Annotated in this window: 12 protein-coding genes; 8 read left to right on the plus strand and 4 right to left on the minus strand. The window is 65.4% G+C overall.

Annotation, left to right across the window (positions count from 1 at the left end; genetic code table 11):
* The first annotated feature begins 177 nt into the window (after positions 1-177).
* The gene (locus M1D74_RS07310; protein ID WP_309071343.1) at positions 178-1,422 is read left to right on the plus strand and encodes an RNA polymerase sigma factor; all 1,245 of its coding nucleotides are present in this window, start codon (positions 178-180) and stop codon (positions 1,420-1,422) included.
* Positions 1,423-1,555: 133 nt separating this feature from the next.
* Here M1D74_RS07310 and M1D74_RS07315 read toward each other — a convergent pair whose 3' ends face one another.
* A complete protein-coding gene (locus M1D74_RS07315) occupies positions 1,556-1,780 on the minus strand; it encodes a DUF7455 domain-containing protein (protein ID WP_309071344.1) in 225 nt (74 codons plus the stop codon).
* Positions 1,781-2,018: 238 nt separating this feature from the next.
* On the opposite strand from M1D74_RS07315, the gene M1D74_RS07320 reads away from it, so the two are divergent.
* Complete coding sequence (locus M1D74_RS07320) at positions 2,019-4,115, plus strand: DNA gyrase/topoisomerase IV subunit B (RefSeq protein ID WP_309071345.1); 2,097 nt, start codon at positions 2,019-2,021, stop codon at positions 4,113-4,115.
* Positions 4,116-4,199: 84 nt separating this feature from the next.
* On the opposite strand, the gene M1D74_RS07325 is transcribed toward M1D74_RS07320, so the two are convergent.
* Together M1D74_RS07325 and M1D74_RS07330 are read right to left on the minus strand one after the other, a co-directional pair.
* Positions 4,200-5,177, minus strand: a complete 978-nt coding sequence (locus M1D74_RS07325) for a M56 family metallopeptidase (protein WP_458117001.1) — start codon at positions 5,175-5,177, stop codon at positions 4,200-4,202.
* A gap of 3 nt (positions 5,178-5,180) precedes the next feature.
* The gene (locus M1D74_RS07330) at positions 5,181-5,552 is read right to left on the minus strand and encodes a BlaI/MecI/CopY family transcriptional regulator (RefSeq protein WP_309071347.1); all 372 of its coding nucleotides are present in this window, start codon (positions 5,550-5,552) and stop codon (positions 5,181-5,183) included.
* Between the two features lie 211 nt (positions 5,553-5,763).
* Between M1D74_RS07330 and M1D74_RS07335 the strand changes: the two genes are divergently transcribed.
* The 4 genes from M1D74_RS07335 to M1D74_RS07350 are packed head-to-tail and all read left to right on the plus strand — an operon-like array spanning position 5,764 to position 12,756.
* A complete protein-coding gene (locus tag M1D74_RS07335; protein ID WP_458117002.1) occupies positions 5,764-7,338 on the plus strand; it encodes a cytochrome ubiquinol oxidase subunit I in 1,575 nt (524 codons plus the stop codon).
* 42 nt (positions 7,339-7,380) lie between these two features.
* Positions 7,381-8,403, plus strand: a complete 1,023-nt coding sequence (gene cydB, locus M1D74_RS07340; protein ID WP_458117003.1) for a cytochrome d ubiquinol oxidase subunit II — start codon at positions 7,381-7,383, stop codon at positions 8,401-8,403.
* Positions 8,400-11,777, plus strand: coding sequence for a thiol reductant ABC exporter subunit CydD (gene cydD / locus M1D74_RS07345; protein ID WP_458117004.1), 3,378 nt, complete (start codon positions 8,400-8,402; stop codon positions 11,775-11,777). The genes cydB and cydD overlap by 4 nt, the downstream gene beginning before the upstream one ends.
* Entirely contained in the window at positions 11,764-12,756 is a 993-nt protein-coding gene (locus tag M1D74_RS07350; protein WP_458117005.1) for a GNAT family N-acetyltransferase, read from the plus strand. The genes cydD and M1D74_RS07350 overlap by 14 nt, the downstream gene beginning before the upstream one ends.
* A gap of 22 nt (positions 12,757-12,778) precedes the next feature.
* On the opposite strand, the gene M1D74_RS07355 is transcribed toward M1D74_RS07350, so the two are convergent.
* Complete coding sequence (locus tag M1D74_RS07355) at positions 12,779-15,265, minus strand: DNA gyrase/topoisomerase IV subunit A (RefSeq protein WP_458117006.1); 2,487 nt, start codon at positions 15,263-15,265, stop codon at positions 12,779-12,781.
* Positions 15,266-15,384: 119 nt separating this feature from the next.
* Between M1D74_RS07355 and M1D74_RS07360 the strand changes: the two genes are divergently transcribed.
* Positions 15,385-18,096, plus strand: a complete 2,712-nt coding sequence (locus M1D74_RS07360) for a bifunctional acetate--CoA ligase family protein/GNAT family N-acetyltransferase (protein WP_458117007.1) — start codon at positions 15,385-15,387, stop codon at positions 18,094-18,096.
* Between the two features lie 72 nt (positions 18,097-18,168).
* Positions 18,169-18,846 carry a DUF5998 family protein gene (locus tag M1D74_RS07365; protein ID WP_309071355.1) on the plus strand — a complete coding sequence of 226 codons (678 nt, stop codon included), beginning with the start codon at positions 18,169-18,171 and terminating at the stop codon, positions 18,844-18,846.
* The last annotated feature ends 1 nt before the right edge of the window (position 18,847 follow it).

Genomic DNA, 18,847 nt, shown 5'->3' on the forward strand with positions numbered 1-18,847 from the left:
CCCGGGACGTAGGTGTTCGCACCACTGATCATCCCCACCGAATAGTGCTACCGGCGGAGCTGTTGTATTCACCGACAGATTCCGCTGACAGGTCTGAAATCAAACACGGACTTGACAGGGTCATAGTGGTGTTGCCCCCTTTGGCGGCGCCGCAAACCGCCGTATGAAAGGTTCTCTGTGTCGGCCAAGAAGACAACAGCACCGGTGTTATCAGAACCCGGTACAACTGCGACCAAGCGCAAAGCTTCCGCTGCTAAACCAGCGTCGAAGGCAGGTGCCGCGCGCGGTGCCAAGCGCGCGGCCAACGAGGGCAGTGTGAACACGAAGGCTGCTGACGCCACGCCCGAAGAGGATTTGCCGGAGCAGGACATCGAGCCCAGCGCCGCGGATGTGAGCACCGCTGATACTGAAACCGCCGAACCCGAGGTTGCTGAAGCACCTACCGGCAGCGGTTTCGTCTACTCGGACGCTGACGACGACGACGCGCCGGCCCAGCAGGTGGTCTCCGCTGGAGCCACTGCCGACCCGGTCAAGGACTACCTGAAGCAGATCGGCAAGGTCGCTCTGCTCAACGCAGAACAGGAAGTTGATCTTGCACTGCGAATTGAGGCCGGGCTCTTCGCTGAAGAAAAGTTGGCGGCCAACGAGAACATCGATCCGAAGCTGCGCCGCGAACTCGAGTGGGTCATCCACGACGGAAAGCGCGCGAAGAACCACCTGCTGGAAGCAAACCTCCGGCTTGTCGTCTCGCTTGCCAAGCGCTACACCGGTCGCGGCATGCTCTTCCTGGACCTGATCCAGGAAGGCAACCTCGGCCTCATTCGCGCCGTTGAGAAGTTCGACTACACCAAGGGCTTCAAGTTCTCCACCTACGCGACTTGGTGGATCCGCCAGGCGATCACCCGTGCCATGGCAGACCAGGCCCGCACCATCCGCATTCCGGTGCACATGGTGGAGGTCATCAACAAGCTTGCTCGCGTGCAGCGCCAGATGCTTCAGGACCTTGGGCGGGAACCGACTCCGGAGGAACTGGCCCTGGAGTTGGACATGACCCCTGAGAAGGTCGTGGAGGTCCAAAAGTACGGTCGAGAGCCCATCTCACTGCACACCCCGCTGGGCGAAGACGGCGACTCCGAGTTCGGTGACCTGATCGAGGATTCCGAAGCTGTTGTTCCTGCGGACGCCGTAAGCTTCACCCTGCTGCAGGAACAGCTCCACTCCGTTCTGGACACTCTCTCGGAGCGTGAGGCCGGTGTTGTAGCCATGCGCTTCGGGCTCACGGACGGCCAGCCCAAGACCCTCGACGAGATCGGCAAGGTTTACGGGGTCACCCGTGAGCGGATCCGCCAGATCGAATCGAAGACCATGTCGAAGCTCCGCCACCCCTCGCGGTCCCAGGTTCTCCGGGACTACCTGGACTAGGACTGCTCGCTGGGCGACACCAGCAATCGTTACAGACACGAAGAACCCCCTCCGAGGAGGGGGTTCTTCGTGTCTGTAATGCTTTCCAGTCAGGCGTCCTTCGGGATGCCCATCGGCCGATAGCCGAAGCGCTTTACGCCTCTACCGTGCTCGGGGCCTTTTCGGTCAACCGGGCAGTCTCATCCTGCCATTCGGATGTCTGCGGCCGGAGGGTGCTCTCAACAGCACGCGCGTGGTGCCCGCAGAAAAGAAGCTCACCACCGGAGGACTGAAGGACTGCGCGCACGTAGGCCTGGGCTCCGCACCGGTCACAACGATGCAGTGCGGTCAGCTCGCGGGTTGCTGTAGCTGTTGTCATGGATGCCTCCTTAGTGGTTCCTGTAGTTCATATAACCACTATTCGGAGCCGTTTCTTCGCAAGCTGGGTCCGCTTTCGCTCAGCGCGTACGCTCGCGCGAGCGGTCGGAGAGCTTCCGTTGGGCCCGGCACGCCTGCGGTCCCCACCGCGCACAAGCGAATATGCTAGGGAAGGCGCGCCGCCCCCGGCCGCAGAAACACCCCGAGATTGACCGCAATGCCAAGGAGTTTCCCAGGAAGTGGCCCCCAGCTCTGAATACACAGCCCGCCATCTTTCCGTACTTGAGGGACTCGAGGCGGTCCGCAAACGCCCGGGCATGTACATCGGTTCCACAGACTCGCGTGGGCTCATGCATTGCCTGTGGGAAATCATCGACAACTCTGTCGACGAGGCACTGGCTGGTCACGGGCAGAGCATCACGGTCATCCTTCACGCTGACGGTTCGGTGGAAGTGCACGACGACGGTCGCGGCATTCCCGTCGACGCTGAACCGAAGACGGGACTCAGCGGTGTTGAGGTGGTCTTCACGAAACTCCACGCCGGCGGCAAGTTCGGCGGCGGGTCCTACACCGCGTCAGGCGGCCTGCATGGCGTCGGCGCCAGCGTGGTGAATGCACTCTCCGCGCGTCTGGACGTACAGGTCGATCGCGGTGGGAAGACCTACCAGATGTCCTTCCGCAGGGGAGAGCCGGGGCGCTTCGCCGACGAGCGCAAGCCCTTGCCGACGTCCAAGTTCGCCCCCTTCGTGGACAGTTCCCGGCTTGAGGTGGTCGGAACCGCGAAGCGCGGAGTTACCGGAACCAGGATCCGTTACTGGGCGGATCGTCAGATCTTCACGCCTGATGCAAAGTTCTCCTACGAGGAACTGCAGGCACGGGCACGGCAGACTTCGTTCCTCGTCCCGGGTCTGCGGATCACGCTGCGGGACGAACGGAGCCTGCCGGGCACCGACGGCGTGGTCGAAGAAGTCTTTCACCACGACGGCGGTATCTCCGAGTTCGTTGAGTTCCTCGCCATCGATCACGCGGTGACCGATGTGTGGCGGCTTCACGGATCGGGCCGCTTCAAGGAATCGGTGCCGGTTCTCGATGATCAGGGACACAGCCGGATCGCCGAAGTGGAGCGTGACTGCGAGGTGGATATCGCACTGCGCTGGGGGATCGGATACGACACGACGGTCAAGAGTTACGTCAACATCATCGCCACTCCGAAGGGCGGAACGCATCAGGCGGGCTTCGAGCAGGCCCTCCTGAAGACCTTCCGGAAGGTCGTCGAGACCAACGCGCGCAAGCTCAAGGCGGGCAACGACAAGCTGGAGAAGGACGACGTCTTCGCCGGACTTACCGCCGTCCTGACGGTACGGCTGGCCGAGCCCCAGTTCGAAGGCCAGACGAAGGAGATCCTCGGAACGTCCGCCGTCCGTGCCATCGTCGCGAAGGTCGTCGAAACCCAGATCCTCGCCAAGCTCACGTCGTCGGCCCGTGCCGACAAGGCGCAGTCCGCGTTGCTGCTGGAGAAGGTCGTCGCCGAGATGAAGTCACGCGTCTCCGCGCGCGTGCACAAGGAAACACAGCGCCGCAAGAACGCGCTGGAGACCTCCTCCATGCCTACGAAGCTCGCTGACTGCCGCATCGACGACGCCGAGCGTTCCGAGCTTTTCATCGTTGAGGGCGACAGCGCGCTGGGCACTGCCAAGCTCGCGCGTTCCTCCGACTATCAGGCACTCCTGCCTATCCGCGGGAAAATCTTGAACGTTCAGAAGGCATCGGTCGGCGACATGCTCTCGAACGCCGAATGTGCCGCGCTCATCCAGGTGGTCGGAGCGGGCTCCGGCCGTAGCTTCCAGCTGGAGGCGGCACGCTACGGCAAAGTCATTCTGATGACGGACGCCGACGTCGACGGTGCGCATATCCGCACCCTTCTACTGACGCTGTTCTTCCGCTATATGCGGCCGCTGGTGGACGCCGGGCGTGTTTTCGCGGCCGTTCCGCCCCTGCATCGGGTTGAGATTCTCAATCCCGGCAGCAAGGCGAACGAGACCGTCTACACCTACTCCGACCAGGAACTGCACCGGCTGCTGGCCGCCCTTGAGCGTGAGGGCAAGCGCTACAAGGAACCGATCCAGCGCTACAAGGGGCTGGGGGAGATGGATGCCGGGCAGCTCGCCGAGACCACCATGGATCCGCGTCATCGTACTTTGCGGCGGGTCCGGATTCAGGAAGCTGAGGCAGCAGAGCGTGTGTTCGATCTGCTGATGGGCAGCGACGTTGCGCCGCGCAAGGACTTCATCGTCGCAGGTGCTGCCTCCCTGGACCGCGAGCGTATCGACGCCTGAACTTCGACGCCTAAACTTCGACGCTGAACGTCGAGGCTGGTCCAGGCTGCACGATCCGCTCCGGCAGAAGCCTGCAGCGGTAGCTCAGACGAAGAGTCCCGGCGCGACCAGCAGCACCGTCGGCACCATGAGGAGGAGCGCCGACGTCGCCAGCGCAGAGAAGGACTGGAGCGGGGAGAGCGGCCGCTTGGGTTCCAGCAGGCGGTGCAGCCGGTGAACCGTGGACAGCGACGCCTCATCATCCTGCTCCGGATCCGGCTCGAGTGCGCCCTGAGGCAGCGTCTGCTTCGATCCTCCGATCGTAGGCCCGTGCGAGCCGGTGGCGACGACGGCGATGGCACCCACCAGCGTTTCCTGGTCCACCTGCTTGACTGCTTCGTCATCGGCGAGCATCTCGATGAGTTCGTTGACGGCCCGTTGGGCAAGGCGCGAGGTAGGGAGCCAGGGGAGCGCTGAACGCCACGCCGCGAACGCCCACAGCAGCAGGTGGTGGCGCTGGCTCAGATGCGCGCGCTCATGCACCAGTACGGCTTGCAGCTCGTCCTCGGAGAGCAGTCCCATCAGGCCGTCCGAGAGAACCGTTACGGAACGCGCACCCCCCGGCAGGCAGTAGGCAACAGGGGTCGGGTGCTTGATGACGACCGTTGAGGGGTTCGTGTGCGAGGGGGAGCTGAGCAGGTTCAACAGGTTGCGGTGCCGGCGTCGTTGGCGTGTGATCCGCGCGTACGTGATGAGGAGTGTAAAGACCAGATGGGCGGTCAGCAGACTTGCTGCGCTGAGCGCGAACACGTGCATCAGTCCGAGAGTGTCAGCAGGCCGGTTGTTTACGAGCACGTCCCAAAGCCCGCGAAGCGCTTCAAGCAGGTTATCGCCGAGGGGTTCAAGCCCCCACACCAGCATCGCCCCGATCATGGAGAGTCCGCCTGCGAGCGCTATTGCCTGCCAGAGGATCATCGCCGTGAAGGGCGAGCGCGAGGGCCACTGTGCCCGGGACAGGGCGATGGGAGCAGGCCACGCCAAAACCACGGCAAGCGTGGCCAGGAAGTGCGAGGCCCAGAACATGGGCTAGTTGCTGCCCAGGAGCCGCCTCAGGGTGCGGGCCTCGCTCTCGGAAACGCTGCCGATGAAGCGTGCGAGCACAGCCTCCCGGTCGGGAGCAGTCACCAGAACCTCATGCATGAGTTCGGCGGTGTGGTCTTCCCGGCTGGTGACGGCACGGTAGCGGTGCGGGCGGGTATCCCGCTCCCGCTCCACCAGGCCCTTCTTCTCCAGGCGGGACAGTACGGTCAGCACAGTGGTTACTGCGAGGTCCTTGCCCTCTGCGGTGCCTTCCGGGGCAAGCGCCAATGCGTCACGAAGTGTATTCGCGGTCATGGCCTCCTGGGTGCCCCACAGCAGGTCCATCACTGTGCGTTCGAGTTCACCGAGCGTGGCCATTCTTGTTTCCTTTGTCGATCCGGTTCGGTTGGCGGACGGATGCTCGCGACTGCGATGCCAGTTCCAACTCCTCTTAATCTACAACTTTTTTCGCCAAGGTTCTACGCAATGTAGAAGTGATGCCGGAAGTTGTTCTACGATACGTAGAAGAAGCTTTTCTACGTTGTGTAGAACTTGCTCGCATCGCCTGTGCTTGAGGAATTGAGGACCTGTGGAAGCACTTGAAATCGCCCGGTGGCAATTCGGAATCACCACCGTCTACCACTTCCTGATGGTGCCGCTGACGATCGGCCTCGGCCTGGTCGTCGCCGTCATGCAGACGCTCTGGTACCGCACGGGCAAGGAGCACTACCTGCGGATGACGAAGTTCTGGGGAAAACTTTTTCTCATCAACTTCATCATGGGCGTGGCGACAGGCCTGGTGCAGGAGTTCCAGTTCGGCCTCGCGTGGAGCGAGTACAGCCGCTTCGTCGGTGACGTGTTCGGTGCACCTTTGGCTATGGAGGCGCTGCTGGCGTTCTTCGTCGAGTCCACCTTCCTCGGCCTCTGGATTTTCGGCTGGCAGCGTCTTCCGAAGATCCTTCACCTGGGTTCCCTCTGGGCCGCTGTGCTGGCTTCCGTCCTGTCCGCCTACTTCATCATCGTTGCCAACTCCTGGATGCAGCACCCCGTCGGCGTGGAGCTCGTCGACGGTCGCGCACGCATGGTGGACGCCTGGGCCGTCTTCACCAACAACACCGCGGTGGTCGCCTTCACCCACACTGTCTTCGGCGCACTTGCCGTGGCCGGCGGGTTCCTTCTCGGCATCGCCTGGTACCACCTCTGGAAGCGGCGCCACGATGGGCTGGACACGGTCGACGACGCCGGTGCAGTCATCGTCGGCTCGGACCCGTCCGGCTCACGCGGCTCGATTGACCACAGCGTGTGGCTGCGCTCTGCGCGGATCGGCGCCGTCGTTGCACTTATTTCCTTCGCCGGCACTGCCGCCTCAGGCGACCTGCAGGCGAAGCTGATGTTCGAGCAGCAGCCCATGAAGATGGCGGCGGCCGAGGCTGCGTGTCACGACGGGACAGGCTTCTCCGTTCTCTCGGTCGGAAACCTGGGCTCGCAGAACTGTGACGATATCGTGGCGGTCTTCGAAGTGCCGGGCCTGCTGTCCTTCCTTGCCAACGGCGACTTCACCACGGAGGTCAAGGGCGTCAATACGCTCCTGCCCGAATACGAGGAGCAGTACGGAAAGACCCTGCCGAACGACCCCATGTACGGCGAGCGCGCCGGAATGGACATTGACTACCTTCCCGTCATGGAGGTCACCTACTGGGGCTTCCGCATCATGATCGGCTTCGGCGTAATGGCGGCTTTCGCAGCCCTGGTTGCGCTGTGGATTCTGCGGAAGGGGACCGTCCCTGAATCCCGTTGGCTCATGCGCCTTGCGGTGTTCGGGATCCTCGCCCCGTTCGGTGCAAACTCCGCGGGATGGATCTTCACCGAAATGGGCCGCCAGCCGTTCGTGGTGGCACCCAACCCGGATCCGAGCGGAATTGACGGCGTCTTCATGTTCACGGCCGCCGCCGTCTCGCCCGGCGTCTCACTGGCAGAACTCGTGTTCTCCCTGGTCGCGCTCACTCTGGTGTACGCCGTCCTGCTGGTTGTCGAGGTCAGGCTGCTCTTCACCTACGTGCGCGGCGGCGTCGCTTCGGCCATGCCGGAACTGGCCCACAAGCACGACGACGCGAACTCTCCGGGCGGGAAGGACAACGACGATGTACTCGCCTTTGCCTACTGACCTGCCGAACCCCACGCTGTCCGGCCGAAAGGACCTTCAAGCATGAGCGAGATGCTCCCCACCATCTGGTTCACCCTGGTCGCCGTGCTGTGGACCGGCTACCTCTTCCTCGAGGGGTTCGACCTCGGCGTCGGCATGCTGATGAAGCTTTTCGCGCGGACGGACAGGGAACGCAGGCTTCTCCTCAACACCGTCGGTCCCGTCTGGGACGGCAACGAGGTCTGGTTGGTCACCGCAATCGGCGCCACCCTTGCCGCCTTCCCGCTCTGGTACGCCTCGCTGCTCTCCACCCTCTACGTCCCCTTCGTCCTTGTGCTGCTCGGCCTTATCTTCCGCGCGGTGGCATTTGAGTACCGGGGCAAGATGAACAACGACCAGTGGCGGCAGCGTTGGGACCTCGCGATCTTCCTCGGCTCCTTCACGTCGGCGGCCGGGATCGGGGCGGCCCTCGCCCTGACCACCACCGGTCTACCCCTGAACGAGAACGGTGACCGGGTGGGCGGGCCGTTCGTGTGGCTGACGTTCGACGCGCTCCTCGGCGCGGCCGCCGTCGTGCTGTTCTGTCTCGTGCACGCGCTGGCGTTTCTCGTGCTGAAAACCGACGGGCCGATCCGTGAGCGGGCACGCGGGCTGCTGCTGCGGACGCTGCCGGTCGCCGTCGTACCGTTGCTGGTGTGGGCCGCCCGGGTGTACATCGCCGACGGAACGGCCTGGACAGGTCTCCTCCTTCTTGCCGCCGTGGGCGCCGCGGCCGCATCATGGTTCGCCCAGCGGGCCGGGCGCGACGGCTGGGGCTTCAGCTGGCTGGGTGCGGCACTGGCCGCGTCGCTCGCGTGCATCTTCGGCTCCGTCTATCCCGTGGTGCTGCCGTCAACGCTCGATGAGGCGTTCAACCTCACGGTCGAGAATGCGTCCAGTTCGCCGTACACGCTCGGTCTGATGAGCATCGTCGCTGCCTTCGGCGTTCCGCTCGTCCTCGCCTACCAGGGATGGACCTACTGGGTCTTCCGGAAGCGTGTCACCGAGCAGAGCATTCCAGACGCACACTCCGTGGTTCCGCTGTGATTGAGCGGCTGCTGGCCCGGGGGCCTGCGGGCACCTCTGTTCCGGTCCGGCCCGTCTACCTGCTGGGTGTCATCGCAGCGGTCCGGGCGGCGGGCCTCATCCTGGTGGCGGAGGCTGTTGCCCGGGGTATCGCGGCTTTCGCGGGTGGGACCGTGCCTCCTGAGGACCTGCTGTGGCTCGGTCTTGCCGGTGCAGTGCTCCGCGGCGCGGCAGCGTGGGCGCAACAAGGGATCGCGCAACGCCTGGCCCATGGCGTCAAGGAGCAGTTGCGCCACGAAGCGTTGAAGCGCGTGCTCGCCGACGGCGGTTCCCCGGACGGTAAGCAGGGCACCGGAGCTCTCAGCGTGCTCCTCACACGCGGCCTCGACGGCCTCGACAAGTACCACACCCAGTACCTGCCGGCTCTGATGACCTGCGCCGTCGTGCCCCTACTGGTGGGTGCGCGCATCCTGTTCGCTGACTGGGTGAGCGCCGTCATCATCGTGGTGACCATTCCGCTGGTTCCGGTGTTCATGGTGCTCATCGGCTGGCACACACAGGACCGGACCGCCGAGGCAAGAGCGTCCCTGGACAGGCTCTCGGACCACCTGCTCGAGTTGGCCCGTGGCCTCCCCGCACTAGTCGGACTCGGCCGTGCCAGCGCCCAGACGCGGGCACTGCAGGACATCGGGGCCGGCTACTCGAAACGCACCATGGAAACCCTTCGTGTGGCTTTCCTGTCCTCGCTTGCCCTTGAGCTGATCAGCACCATCTCGGTGGCGGTGGTCGCCGTCTTCGTCGGAGTGCGCCTCATCCACGGCGATGTGGGACTCGAGGTAGGGCTGCTGGCGCTCATCCTTGCGCCGGAGTGTTACCTGCCTCTGCGGGACGTGGGCGCCGCGCACCACGCCAGTGACGACGGGCTGGAAGCAGGGCGCGCCGTGCGCGGCATCATCGACGCTCCACGGAGGTCACACCGGGAAAGCCCCAGGCACGACGGCGCCCCCGCCGGAACCGAAAACCTCACGCTGCGCTTCGAGGGCGCCGAGGCGCCCATCATGCGCAACCTCACCGTCACCCTCGAGCCCGGAAGCATCACCGCCCTGCGGGGCCCGAGCGGTTCGGGCAAATCGACCCTGATGGGCCTGCTCGCCGGCATGCCCCAACCCGGACTCCAGCCCGACGGCGTCGTCCGGTCAATCCAGGGCCCACTGGCCTGGGTGCCGCAGCATCCGGAACCGTTGATGGACACCGTTCGCGGTGAACTCGCTTTCTACGCGCATTCCGAGGCCGACGACGATGTACTCCGGGAGGCCCTCGCGGCCGTCGGCGCTCTGCACTTGCTGGACAAGTCCACCGGTGAACTGAGCCCGGGCGAGCTTCGGCGCCTGGCCCTGGCCCGCGCACTGCTGCGGGTCGGACCCGACGGCGGAACACTGCTTCTAGACGAGCCCACTGCCCATGTCGACGCTGACACCTCGAACGTTATCCGCCGCACCGTCAGAAAGCTGAGGGGAAAGGTGACGGTCGTGCTTATCGCGCATGACCGCGAGACAGCGCAGCTCGCTGACCACACGGTCGATCTTGCGCCGTCGGTCGCCTCCTCTGACCGGGGCGGGGAACCCGGCGATGCCCCGCCCGCTCGCCGTCGGGGGCCCGACGCGGTAGGGAACGCCACGCCTGTTGATCAGGACGCGGACGCTATCGTGCGAACGGGGGCTGTTGCTTCCGTATCCACCCTGAGACGCACGCTTGCGCTGGTGCATCCCTGGTCGCCGCGATTCCTCGCCGCACTCGCCTTCGGAACGGGGTCGTCGGCATTCGCTGTGGCACTCACGGCGCTTTCCGGATGGCTGATCGTCCGTGCCTCGGAGCAGCCTCCTATCCTGTATCTGCTGGCAGCCATCGTCGGTGTCCGTTTCTTCGGCATCGGCCGGTCACTCCTGCGGTACTGCGAGCGGTTGTGGTTGCACGAGAGCATTCTGCGGACCGCCGACGACATCCGGCTCCGCTTATGGCGGGTGCTCCTCGGCCGCGCCGAATCCTGGCGTTCGCTTTCGCGCGGTTCGGGCGGAATCGAGCGGCTCGTGGGAGATATCGATGAGCTTCGCGATACGGCCGCCCGGGCGGTGTTCCCACCCCTCACCGCCGTTCTGACCGGCCTCGCGGCCGTCGTAACCACGGCACTTCTCCTGCCGGAAGCGGTGGGCTGGCAAGTGTTCGCAATCGCCGTCGGGCTTGTGGCCGCCCCGGCAGCCGCACTGTTGGCGGAGCGCTCGGCGGGGGCGGCAGGCATTCGGCTGCGTGCGGCATCACTTGCCGAAACGGCCGGTCTCCTACAGGCGTCTCGGGACGTCTCCGTCAACGGCCTCACGGATCGTGCCCTCAACCGGCTTGCGCGCCTTGAAGCCCGCGCCGCCCGCGGCCTGCGGCGAAGCTCCTGGGCGGCAGGTACAGGCCAGGCGCTCGTGATCCTCGGCTGTGTGAGCACCGCGATCGCCATCCTCGCAGGGTCAGGCGGGCAATCCGCTGAGGTGGTCGCCGTCGTCGTGCTGATGCAGCTTGCTCTGATCGAGCCGTTCGCGCTCGGCGTCAGCGCCGTGCAGCAGTGGGCGCCGCTCGGTGCGGTGACCCGGCGGCTCGACGTGCATCTCGCTCCTTCACCTCACGGAGGCAGTACGGCAAAGCCGCGCCCTGAGTCCCATTCAGGGGCAGACGCACCGGTGCTTGCGCTGGTTGACGCCGCCGTGGGCTACGAGCCGGGCAAATCGGTAGTCGAAGGGGTGACCCTCGAGCTGCGCAGCGGAACCTGGACCGCGCTCACCGGACCCTCCGGCAGCGGTAAGTCCACGCTCATCGGCGCCCTGCTCGGTTTCCTTCCCCTCAGCCGCGGCCGGTATGTGGTCAAGCCTGAAGCGCACCGCGAGGACGGACTTCCCGCCGCCTGGTGTCCGCAGGAAGGCTACCTGTTCGATTCATCCGTCCGGGCGAACCTCCTGCTTGCCCGGGGTCCGCACAGCACAGACGACGACGAACAGCTGTGGCGTGTACTGGACGCCGTTGGGCTGGCGGGCACTGTGCGTGATCGCAGCGGCGGACTGGATGCAAGGATCGGGGCGGGCGGAAACCGGCTTTCCGGCGGTCAGCGGCAACGCCTTGCCGTGGCCCGCGCACTGTTGACTGAAGCGCCGGCTTTGATCCTCGACGAACCAACCGCCCACCTGGATTCCGACGGCGCAGCCCGGCTTCTGCACGATCTGCGCGGGGGCGTAGGGGACAGGCCGGTGCTCCTCGTCACCCACGATCGAGAGGAAGCGCTGACCTGTGACACCGGCGTTGAACTTGCGCTCGCCGGCGCAGGCAATCACCTACGCTGGGATCATGCCTACTCCTGACCTGACGCCCGTCGACCAGCAGCTGAGCTGGCGGCCCATCTCGGACGCGGACATCGACGGATGGGAGGGATTGCTTCGCCGGATGGCCGTCGAGGACAAGCCCGACTGGATCGAGCAGCGGGCAGATCTCGAGGAAGTCCTTCAGGCGTCGAAGAACAACCCTGACCTGGATACCATCCTCGGAGTTGACGGGGAGGGCATCCCGCGGGCGTTCGGACGTATCAGTGCCAATCCGGGGTCGAACCTCGTGCATGTATTCGGCGGTGTCGACCCCGCCTGGCGGCGACGCGGTCTCGGCCAATCCATCCACCACTGGCAGGTCGAGCGCGCGCGCAAGCGGCTGGAGGACGCAGAGATAACGGGCGGTTTCATCCGCTCGTATGTCGAAGAGAGCAATCCCGGGCACCAGGCCCTGATGGAGTCCGCGGGCGCCACCGTTGTCCGGTGGTTCACTGAGATGACGAGGGATCTGTCGGAGCCTATCCCGGAGGTCGACCTCGACCCGGAGTTCGAGATCGTGACCTTCAGCGACGACCTCTCAGAGGCAATCCGCCTGGCCCACAATGAAGCGTTCCAGGACCACTGGGGAAGCGAACCGCGCGACGAGGAAAGCTGGCGGTTCACAGTGACGCACCCCGAGTTCCGCGCTGACTGGAGCCTGGCCGTGATTGACAACTCATCCGGTGAGGTCGCCGCCTACGAGATCGCCAGTTACGACCCGGAATCCAAGGAACTGGTCGGGCACGACGAGGGCTACACCGAACTGCTGGGCGTGCGCCGGAACTGGCGCGGACGACGCCTTGCGCCGGCTCTACTCGCCGAAGCCATGCGCCGCATCAAGGCAAGCGGTATGGAAAACGCCGCCCTCGGCGTGGACACGGAGAATCCCTCCGGCGCTCTCGGGCTGTACGAGCGCATGGGATACACCCCTACGCGCCGGTCGATGGCGTTCGAGAAGCAGCTCGCCCAGCCGGAGTAGCCGCACCCGCCCCCGGAAGGTCCTAGCCCTCCGGGAAGGGGTTCGGCCCGATCGCCTCGACCGGCTGCGAGAGCGCAACTCCTGAACCGTCGCGTCGTCCATGTTCCGTGGGAAGCGCCCGCGCTACACCGGTCGCTGATACGGCACGCGCGGGTCCACGCCCGGCCCAGGCCAGCACCAAATGGTCCTCGCCCTTCAGGAAACGGTGGCAGCGCACACCGCCTGTCGCCCGCCCCTTTGCCGGGTACTCGGCGAATTCCGTCACCTTGACGGAGCCGGGCGTGGTGCCAGGCAGTGCCTCGCTTCCGGCGGCAATGGTAACGACGACGGCGGCAGGATCCTCCCCGCGCACCGCACCGAAGAAGAGAACCGCGTCATCTGCCCCGAGCTTTATGCCGGCCACTCCGCCGGCCAGGCGCCCCTGCGGCCGAACCCCGGACGCCGCGAAGCGAAGCAGCTGCGCCTGTCGGGTGATGAACACGAGCTCGTCGGCGTCATCTGCTGCCGCAAGTCCCACCACGCTGTCCTTGGGTTTGAGCGTGATCGCTTCCCAGTCGTCCCGGTTCAGCGGGTAGTCCGGAACGACCCGCTTGACCACTCCCTGTGCTGTGCCGATCGCGAAGGATTTGTCCAGCGGGACAAGGCCCACCAGCGATTCACCGCGCTCCAGAGTGATGAATTCCTTGACCGCAACCCCGCCGGCCAGATTGGGAATGCCGTTCGTGGGAGGAAGAGCGGGCATGTCCACGACCTGCAGCCGCAGCATGCGCCCGGCGGAGGTGAGCGCGCCGATCTCCGCCCGCGCAGTGGTTGCGACCACCGAGGTGAAGGCATCGTGCTTCACCCGTTGTCCGCCGTCGGACATGGGCTCCTGACCGGTCGTGCGCGCGAGCTGGCCGGACGTCGACAGGATGACCCAGCAGGGGTCGTCCGCGATCTCCAGCGCCAGGGGAGCCTTTGCTCCATTTCCGGCCGGCGTGGGCATCACTGTGCCCTTCAGCGGTGCGCTGGCCTCCGACTCAAGCAGGACCGTACGCCGCGGGGTCGCGAACTGCTCCGAGATTGCAGCGAGTTCATCCGAAACGAGACCGCGCAGCTTCTCTTCCGAACCGAGGATCTCTTCGAGCTCGGCGATTTCCCTGCGCAGTTCCTCCTGCTCCTTCTCCAGCTCGATCCGCGAGTACTTGGTCAGCTGGCGCAGCCGGAGTTCGAGGATGTAATTTGCCTGGATTTCGGTCACGTCATAGATGGCCATGAGCCGCTCGCGGGCTGCCGCGGCCTCGTCGGAGGACCGGATGATCTGGATGACCTCGTCGATGTCTACGATGGCGATCAACAGGCCTTCCACCAGGTGGAGGCGGTCCTTCTTCTTCCCCAGCCGGTAGGCGGTGCGTCGGCGGACCACCGAGATGCGGTGGCTGATGTACACCTGCAGCAGCTCCAGCAACCCGAGCGTGCGCGGCTGGCCGTCCACCAGTGTGACGTTGTTGATGCCGAAGGAGTCCTCCATCGGCGAATAGCGGTACAGCTGGGCGAGCACCGCGTTGGGGTTGAAGCCGTTCTTCAGCTCGATGACCAGGCGCAACCCGTGGGTGCGGTCGGTCAGGTCCACGATGTCCGAGATACCCTGCAGCTTCTTCGCTGTGACGGCGTCCTTGATCTTCTCGATCACCTTTTCCGGGCCCACCATGTACGGCAGCTCGGTGACCACCAGACCGGTGCGGCGCGCGGAGAGCTGTTCGACCTCCACGGTGGCTCGGGTCTTGAAGGATCCGCGTCCGGTCGCATACGCATCCCGGATGCCGTCCAGCCCGACGATCTTGCCGCCGCTCGGGAGGTCGGGTCCCGGCACGAAGCGCATGACGTCTTCGAGGGTGGCGTCCGGGTTGTCGATCAGGTGCCGGGCCGCCGCGATGACCTCGCCAAGGTTGTGCGGTGCCATGTTCGTGGCCATGCCGACCGCGATGCCCGTCGCTCCGTTGACCAGCAGGTTGGGGAACGCCGCAGGGAGGACCTCCGGCTGCGTGAGCTGGTTGTCGTAGTTCGGAACGAAGTCGACGACATCCTCGCCGAGGTGGTCAGTCATGGTGAGCGCTGCTGCGGCGAGCCGCGCCTCGGTGTAACGGGCGGCGGCGGGGCCGTCATCGAGCGAGCCGAAATTACCGTGTCCGTCGATCAGCGGAAGCCGGAGCGAAAAGTTCTGTGCCATTCGCACCATGGCGTCGTAGATCGCAGCGTCGCCGTGGGGATGCAGCTTGCCCATGACCTCACCGACCACGCGAGCCGATTTCACGTGCCCGCGGTCAGGTCGCAGACCCATGTCCGTCATCATGTACAGGATGCGGCGCTGCACCGGCTTCAATCCGTCACGGGCATCTGGAAGGGCTCGCGAGTAGATGACCGAGTAGGCGTACTCCAGGAAGGAGCCCTCCATCTCGGAGGTGACATCGATGTCGATGATCTTCTCGGTGTAGTCCGTATCCGGTGGTGTGGCTTGGCGCCTGGCCATGGTGTTTCGGGTCCTTCGGCAGCTGAATGCGTAACAGTCGTGGAGTCTGGCGGCGGCAGTCTCCCGGCGGCAACTGTGCTTAGCTGACGCCAGCCGCAACCGCCCACTACTGTGAGTCTATGGTGGCTGACGGACTATACCCCGAATATTGGGAGGCCGACGTCGTGTTGCGCGACGGCTCAACAGGCCATCTGAGGCCCATTTCGCCCCTCGACGCGGACGCCGTCCAGGCCTTCCATATGCGGCAGTCGCAGGCGTCCATCTACCTCCGCTTCTTCACCTACAAGTCCTCCTTGAGCGCCAAGGAACTCAAGCGGTTCACGGAGGTTGACCACGTCGGACGGGTCGCCTTCGTGGTGACCCGCGGCCAGGACATCATCGGCATCGGCCGCTACGACCGCCTCGACGACCCCGACGAAGCCGAAGTCGCCTTCAACGTCTCGGACGCCTACCAGGGCAAGGGACTGGGATCGATCCTGCTCGAACACCTCGCGGCCGCCGCCAGGGAGAACGGCATCCGGCGCTTCACCGCCGAGGTGTTGCCCGAGAACCGGAAGATGATCACTGTGTTCGCCGAAGCAGGCTACGAGGTGGACCGGCACTTTGACGACGGCGTGGTGGAACTCACCTTCAACATCGACCCCACGGACAAATCCCGCGCGGTCATGGAAGCACGCGAGCACCGCGCCGAGGCACGCAGCATGCAGACCTTGCTGACGCCGTCGTCGGTTGCGGTGATAGGAGCCAGCCGCAGCTGGGGGAGCGTGGGCTACTCACTCCTCGAGCACATCGTCGACGGCGGCTACACCGGGCCCGTCGCCGGGGTGAATCCTGAAGCCTTCGAGCTCAACGGCATGGTGGCCTACGGTTCCATCGGGGAGGTGCCCGGCCCCGTCGATCTCGCAGTGATCGCGGTTCCGTATGATCAGGTCCTCGCCGTGACCGAGGAATGCGGTCGGGCCGGCGTAAAAGGCCTGCTGGTGGTCACGGCAGGCTTCGCGGACGACGGCGGCGAGGGGCTGGCACGCCAGCGTGCCCTGGTGCACAGCGCGCGCTCCTACGGCATGCGCGTGGTGGGCCCGGCATCGCTCGGCATCATCAACACCGAACCCGGCGTCCGCTTGAACGCGTCGATGGCACCGATCCTGCCGGAAGCCGGAGGGCTGGGGCTCTTCAGTCAGTCAGCTGCCATCGGCGTGATGCTTCACGCCGCCGCAAGCCGGCGGTCCCTTGGCCTGTCCTCAGCCCTGTCAGCGGGGAACCGCGCCGATGTCTCCGGCAATGACGCCATGCAGTACTGGGAAGACGACCCGAAGACCCGTGCAGTTGCTCTCTACCTCGAGTCCATCGGCAATCCCCGCAAATTCTCCAGGATCGCCCGCCGGCTGTCGCGGCTGAAGCCCGTCATCGTCGCCAAGTCCGACGTCATGGGGCTGCAACTGCCGCCGGGTCACGCCGTTCGGACAACACAGGCACCGATCGGTGCACTGGACGCAATGCTGCGCCAGTCCGGCGTGATCCGGGTCGAAACTACCGAGCAGCTGATGGACGTTGCACAGATCGTAGTCGGGCAGCCGGTCCCGTCAGGACCGGGCGTCGCGATCTTCAGCAACTCACTTGCGCTGGGCAAGGTCCTCGCCGACGCCGCCGAGTCCCAGGAGCTCGACGTCGTCCGGATGAACGCGCACCTCGACCTCGATGCGGGCCAGTCCGTTGCCCTTTCCGCCCTCAGAACTGCGCTGGGCGAAGCGCTTGAGGACGCAGCGGTCCATTCGCTGGTCCTTACCCTCATCCCCGCGGTCGGCCTGGCTCCCGACCAGATCCTGCCCGTGCTGCACGAATGCGGTACGGCCGCGGGGAAGCCCGTGGTCGCCTGTTTCGCCGGGGTGCTCGATTCCGCCGCGCAGCTTGAAGGGCTGTGGCCGGACAGGGACGGGCGCTCCTCCATGCCGGAACATCCGGCCGAGGGCGCCGGCGTACCCTGCTTCGGCAGCCCCGGAGCGGCAGTGTCAGCCCTTGGGGCCGTCGTTCGCTACAGCCGGTGGCGTGAACGCGAGCACGGTGTCTTCGCCGAGCTTGACGGCATCGATGACGACAACGCCGCCGCCGTGCTCGGCCACGCCCTGTCCGACGTGAGGGATGTCGGGCTGCGGCGTCTGGACAGCACTCAAACCGCCAGACTGCTGGCTAGCTACGGAATCGAGCTCCTGCCGTCGATTCCCTTTGATTCCCCCGAGGAAGCGGTCAAAGCCGCTGATTCGCTCGGGTGGCCGGTGGCTTTGAAGTCGGTGGAGGAGAATCTCCGCCACCGACTGGACTTCGGGGGAGTCCGGCTCAACATCGCTGACGCGCCCGCGTTGCGTGCCGGAATCGCGGCCATGCGTGCCGAACTGCAAGCGTTCGGCGACCCCGGTCTCGAGGTCCAGACCATGGCGCCCGCCGGCCAGGCCTGCGTCATCCGGGCCATTGAGGATCCGCTCCTGGGCCCGGTGGTGTCCTTCGGGCTGGCCGGAGACGCAGTCAACCTGCTCGATGACTGGGCCCACGGCATCCCGCCCCTGACCACCGTGGACGCTGCCGAGCTGGTCAGGACCCCGCGGGCAAGCAGACGGCTGCGCGGCTATCAGGGGCTGCCGCCGGTGGATATTCCTGCTGTCGAAGAACTGCTTCTGCGCGTCGCCCTGCTCAAGGACCGGCATCCCGAGATCGCCCTGCTGTACTTCAATCCGGTCCTTGTCTCACCTGCCGGACTCGCTGTGCTCAATGCTGAAATCAGCGTCGGCAATCCCCGGCAGCGCACCGACAGCGCGCGTCGTGCCATGCGCGACTGAGGCGGTGCAGGTGCCTGCTGCCGGGTGCCTTCCGGTTAGGCGTGCGCTACCGCGATAAGTCACACTGGAAGCATGACTCCATCGCTGTCGGCGGAACGCCGCGACCTGGATGCCTCCCTTGAACGAGCGGGCTTCTACCCGCGACTGGTGGCCGACGTCGTTCACGACGCCCTGGACGGCAGGGAACCGCTGTCCCATGTGGTCCACCTGGAAACCCACTTCGAACGCACGGAAGTGCGCCGGCACATCACCGTCCTTGTCCTGACCGAGGACATGCTGGTGGTCACGCACGTTGATGACCAGCAACTGGACGACGCCGGGGAACAGGTGACCGCGCAGGTTTCCACCGAGTCGGTTCCGGTCAGCCAGATCCGCTCCGTAGTGCTCAGCTACCTGTACTCGCAGCCGCAGAACTACAAGCCATCGGATCCGGCCCGCGAGCTCACCCTCGGAATCGCGTGGTCCGGCGGGCAGCGACTCGACATGGGACCCGCCAGTTGCGGCGACCCCCAGTGCGACGCCGACCACGGCTACACCGGAACCATCGCCCAGGAAGACATCGTGCTGCGTGTCAGCGCAGAAGCCGACGGACTGCAGGCCGTCCAGAACGCCAAGTCCTTCGCCCGCGCCCTGCGTACGGTGAGCACCGCGAATCCCACTGTCGCCGGCGTCGTCGTCAACCAGCCAAGCGCCAACCGCCGGCAACCGGGGCTGGCCACCCGCTTCAGCCGCGCTCACCACGGGCGGTAAC

It is taken from the genome of Arthrobacter sp. D2-10 (assembly GCF_054161285.1).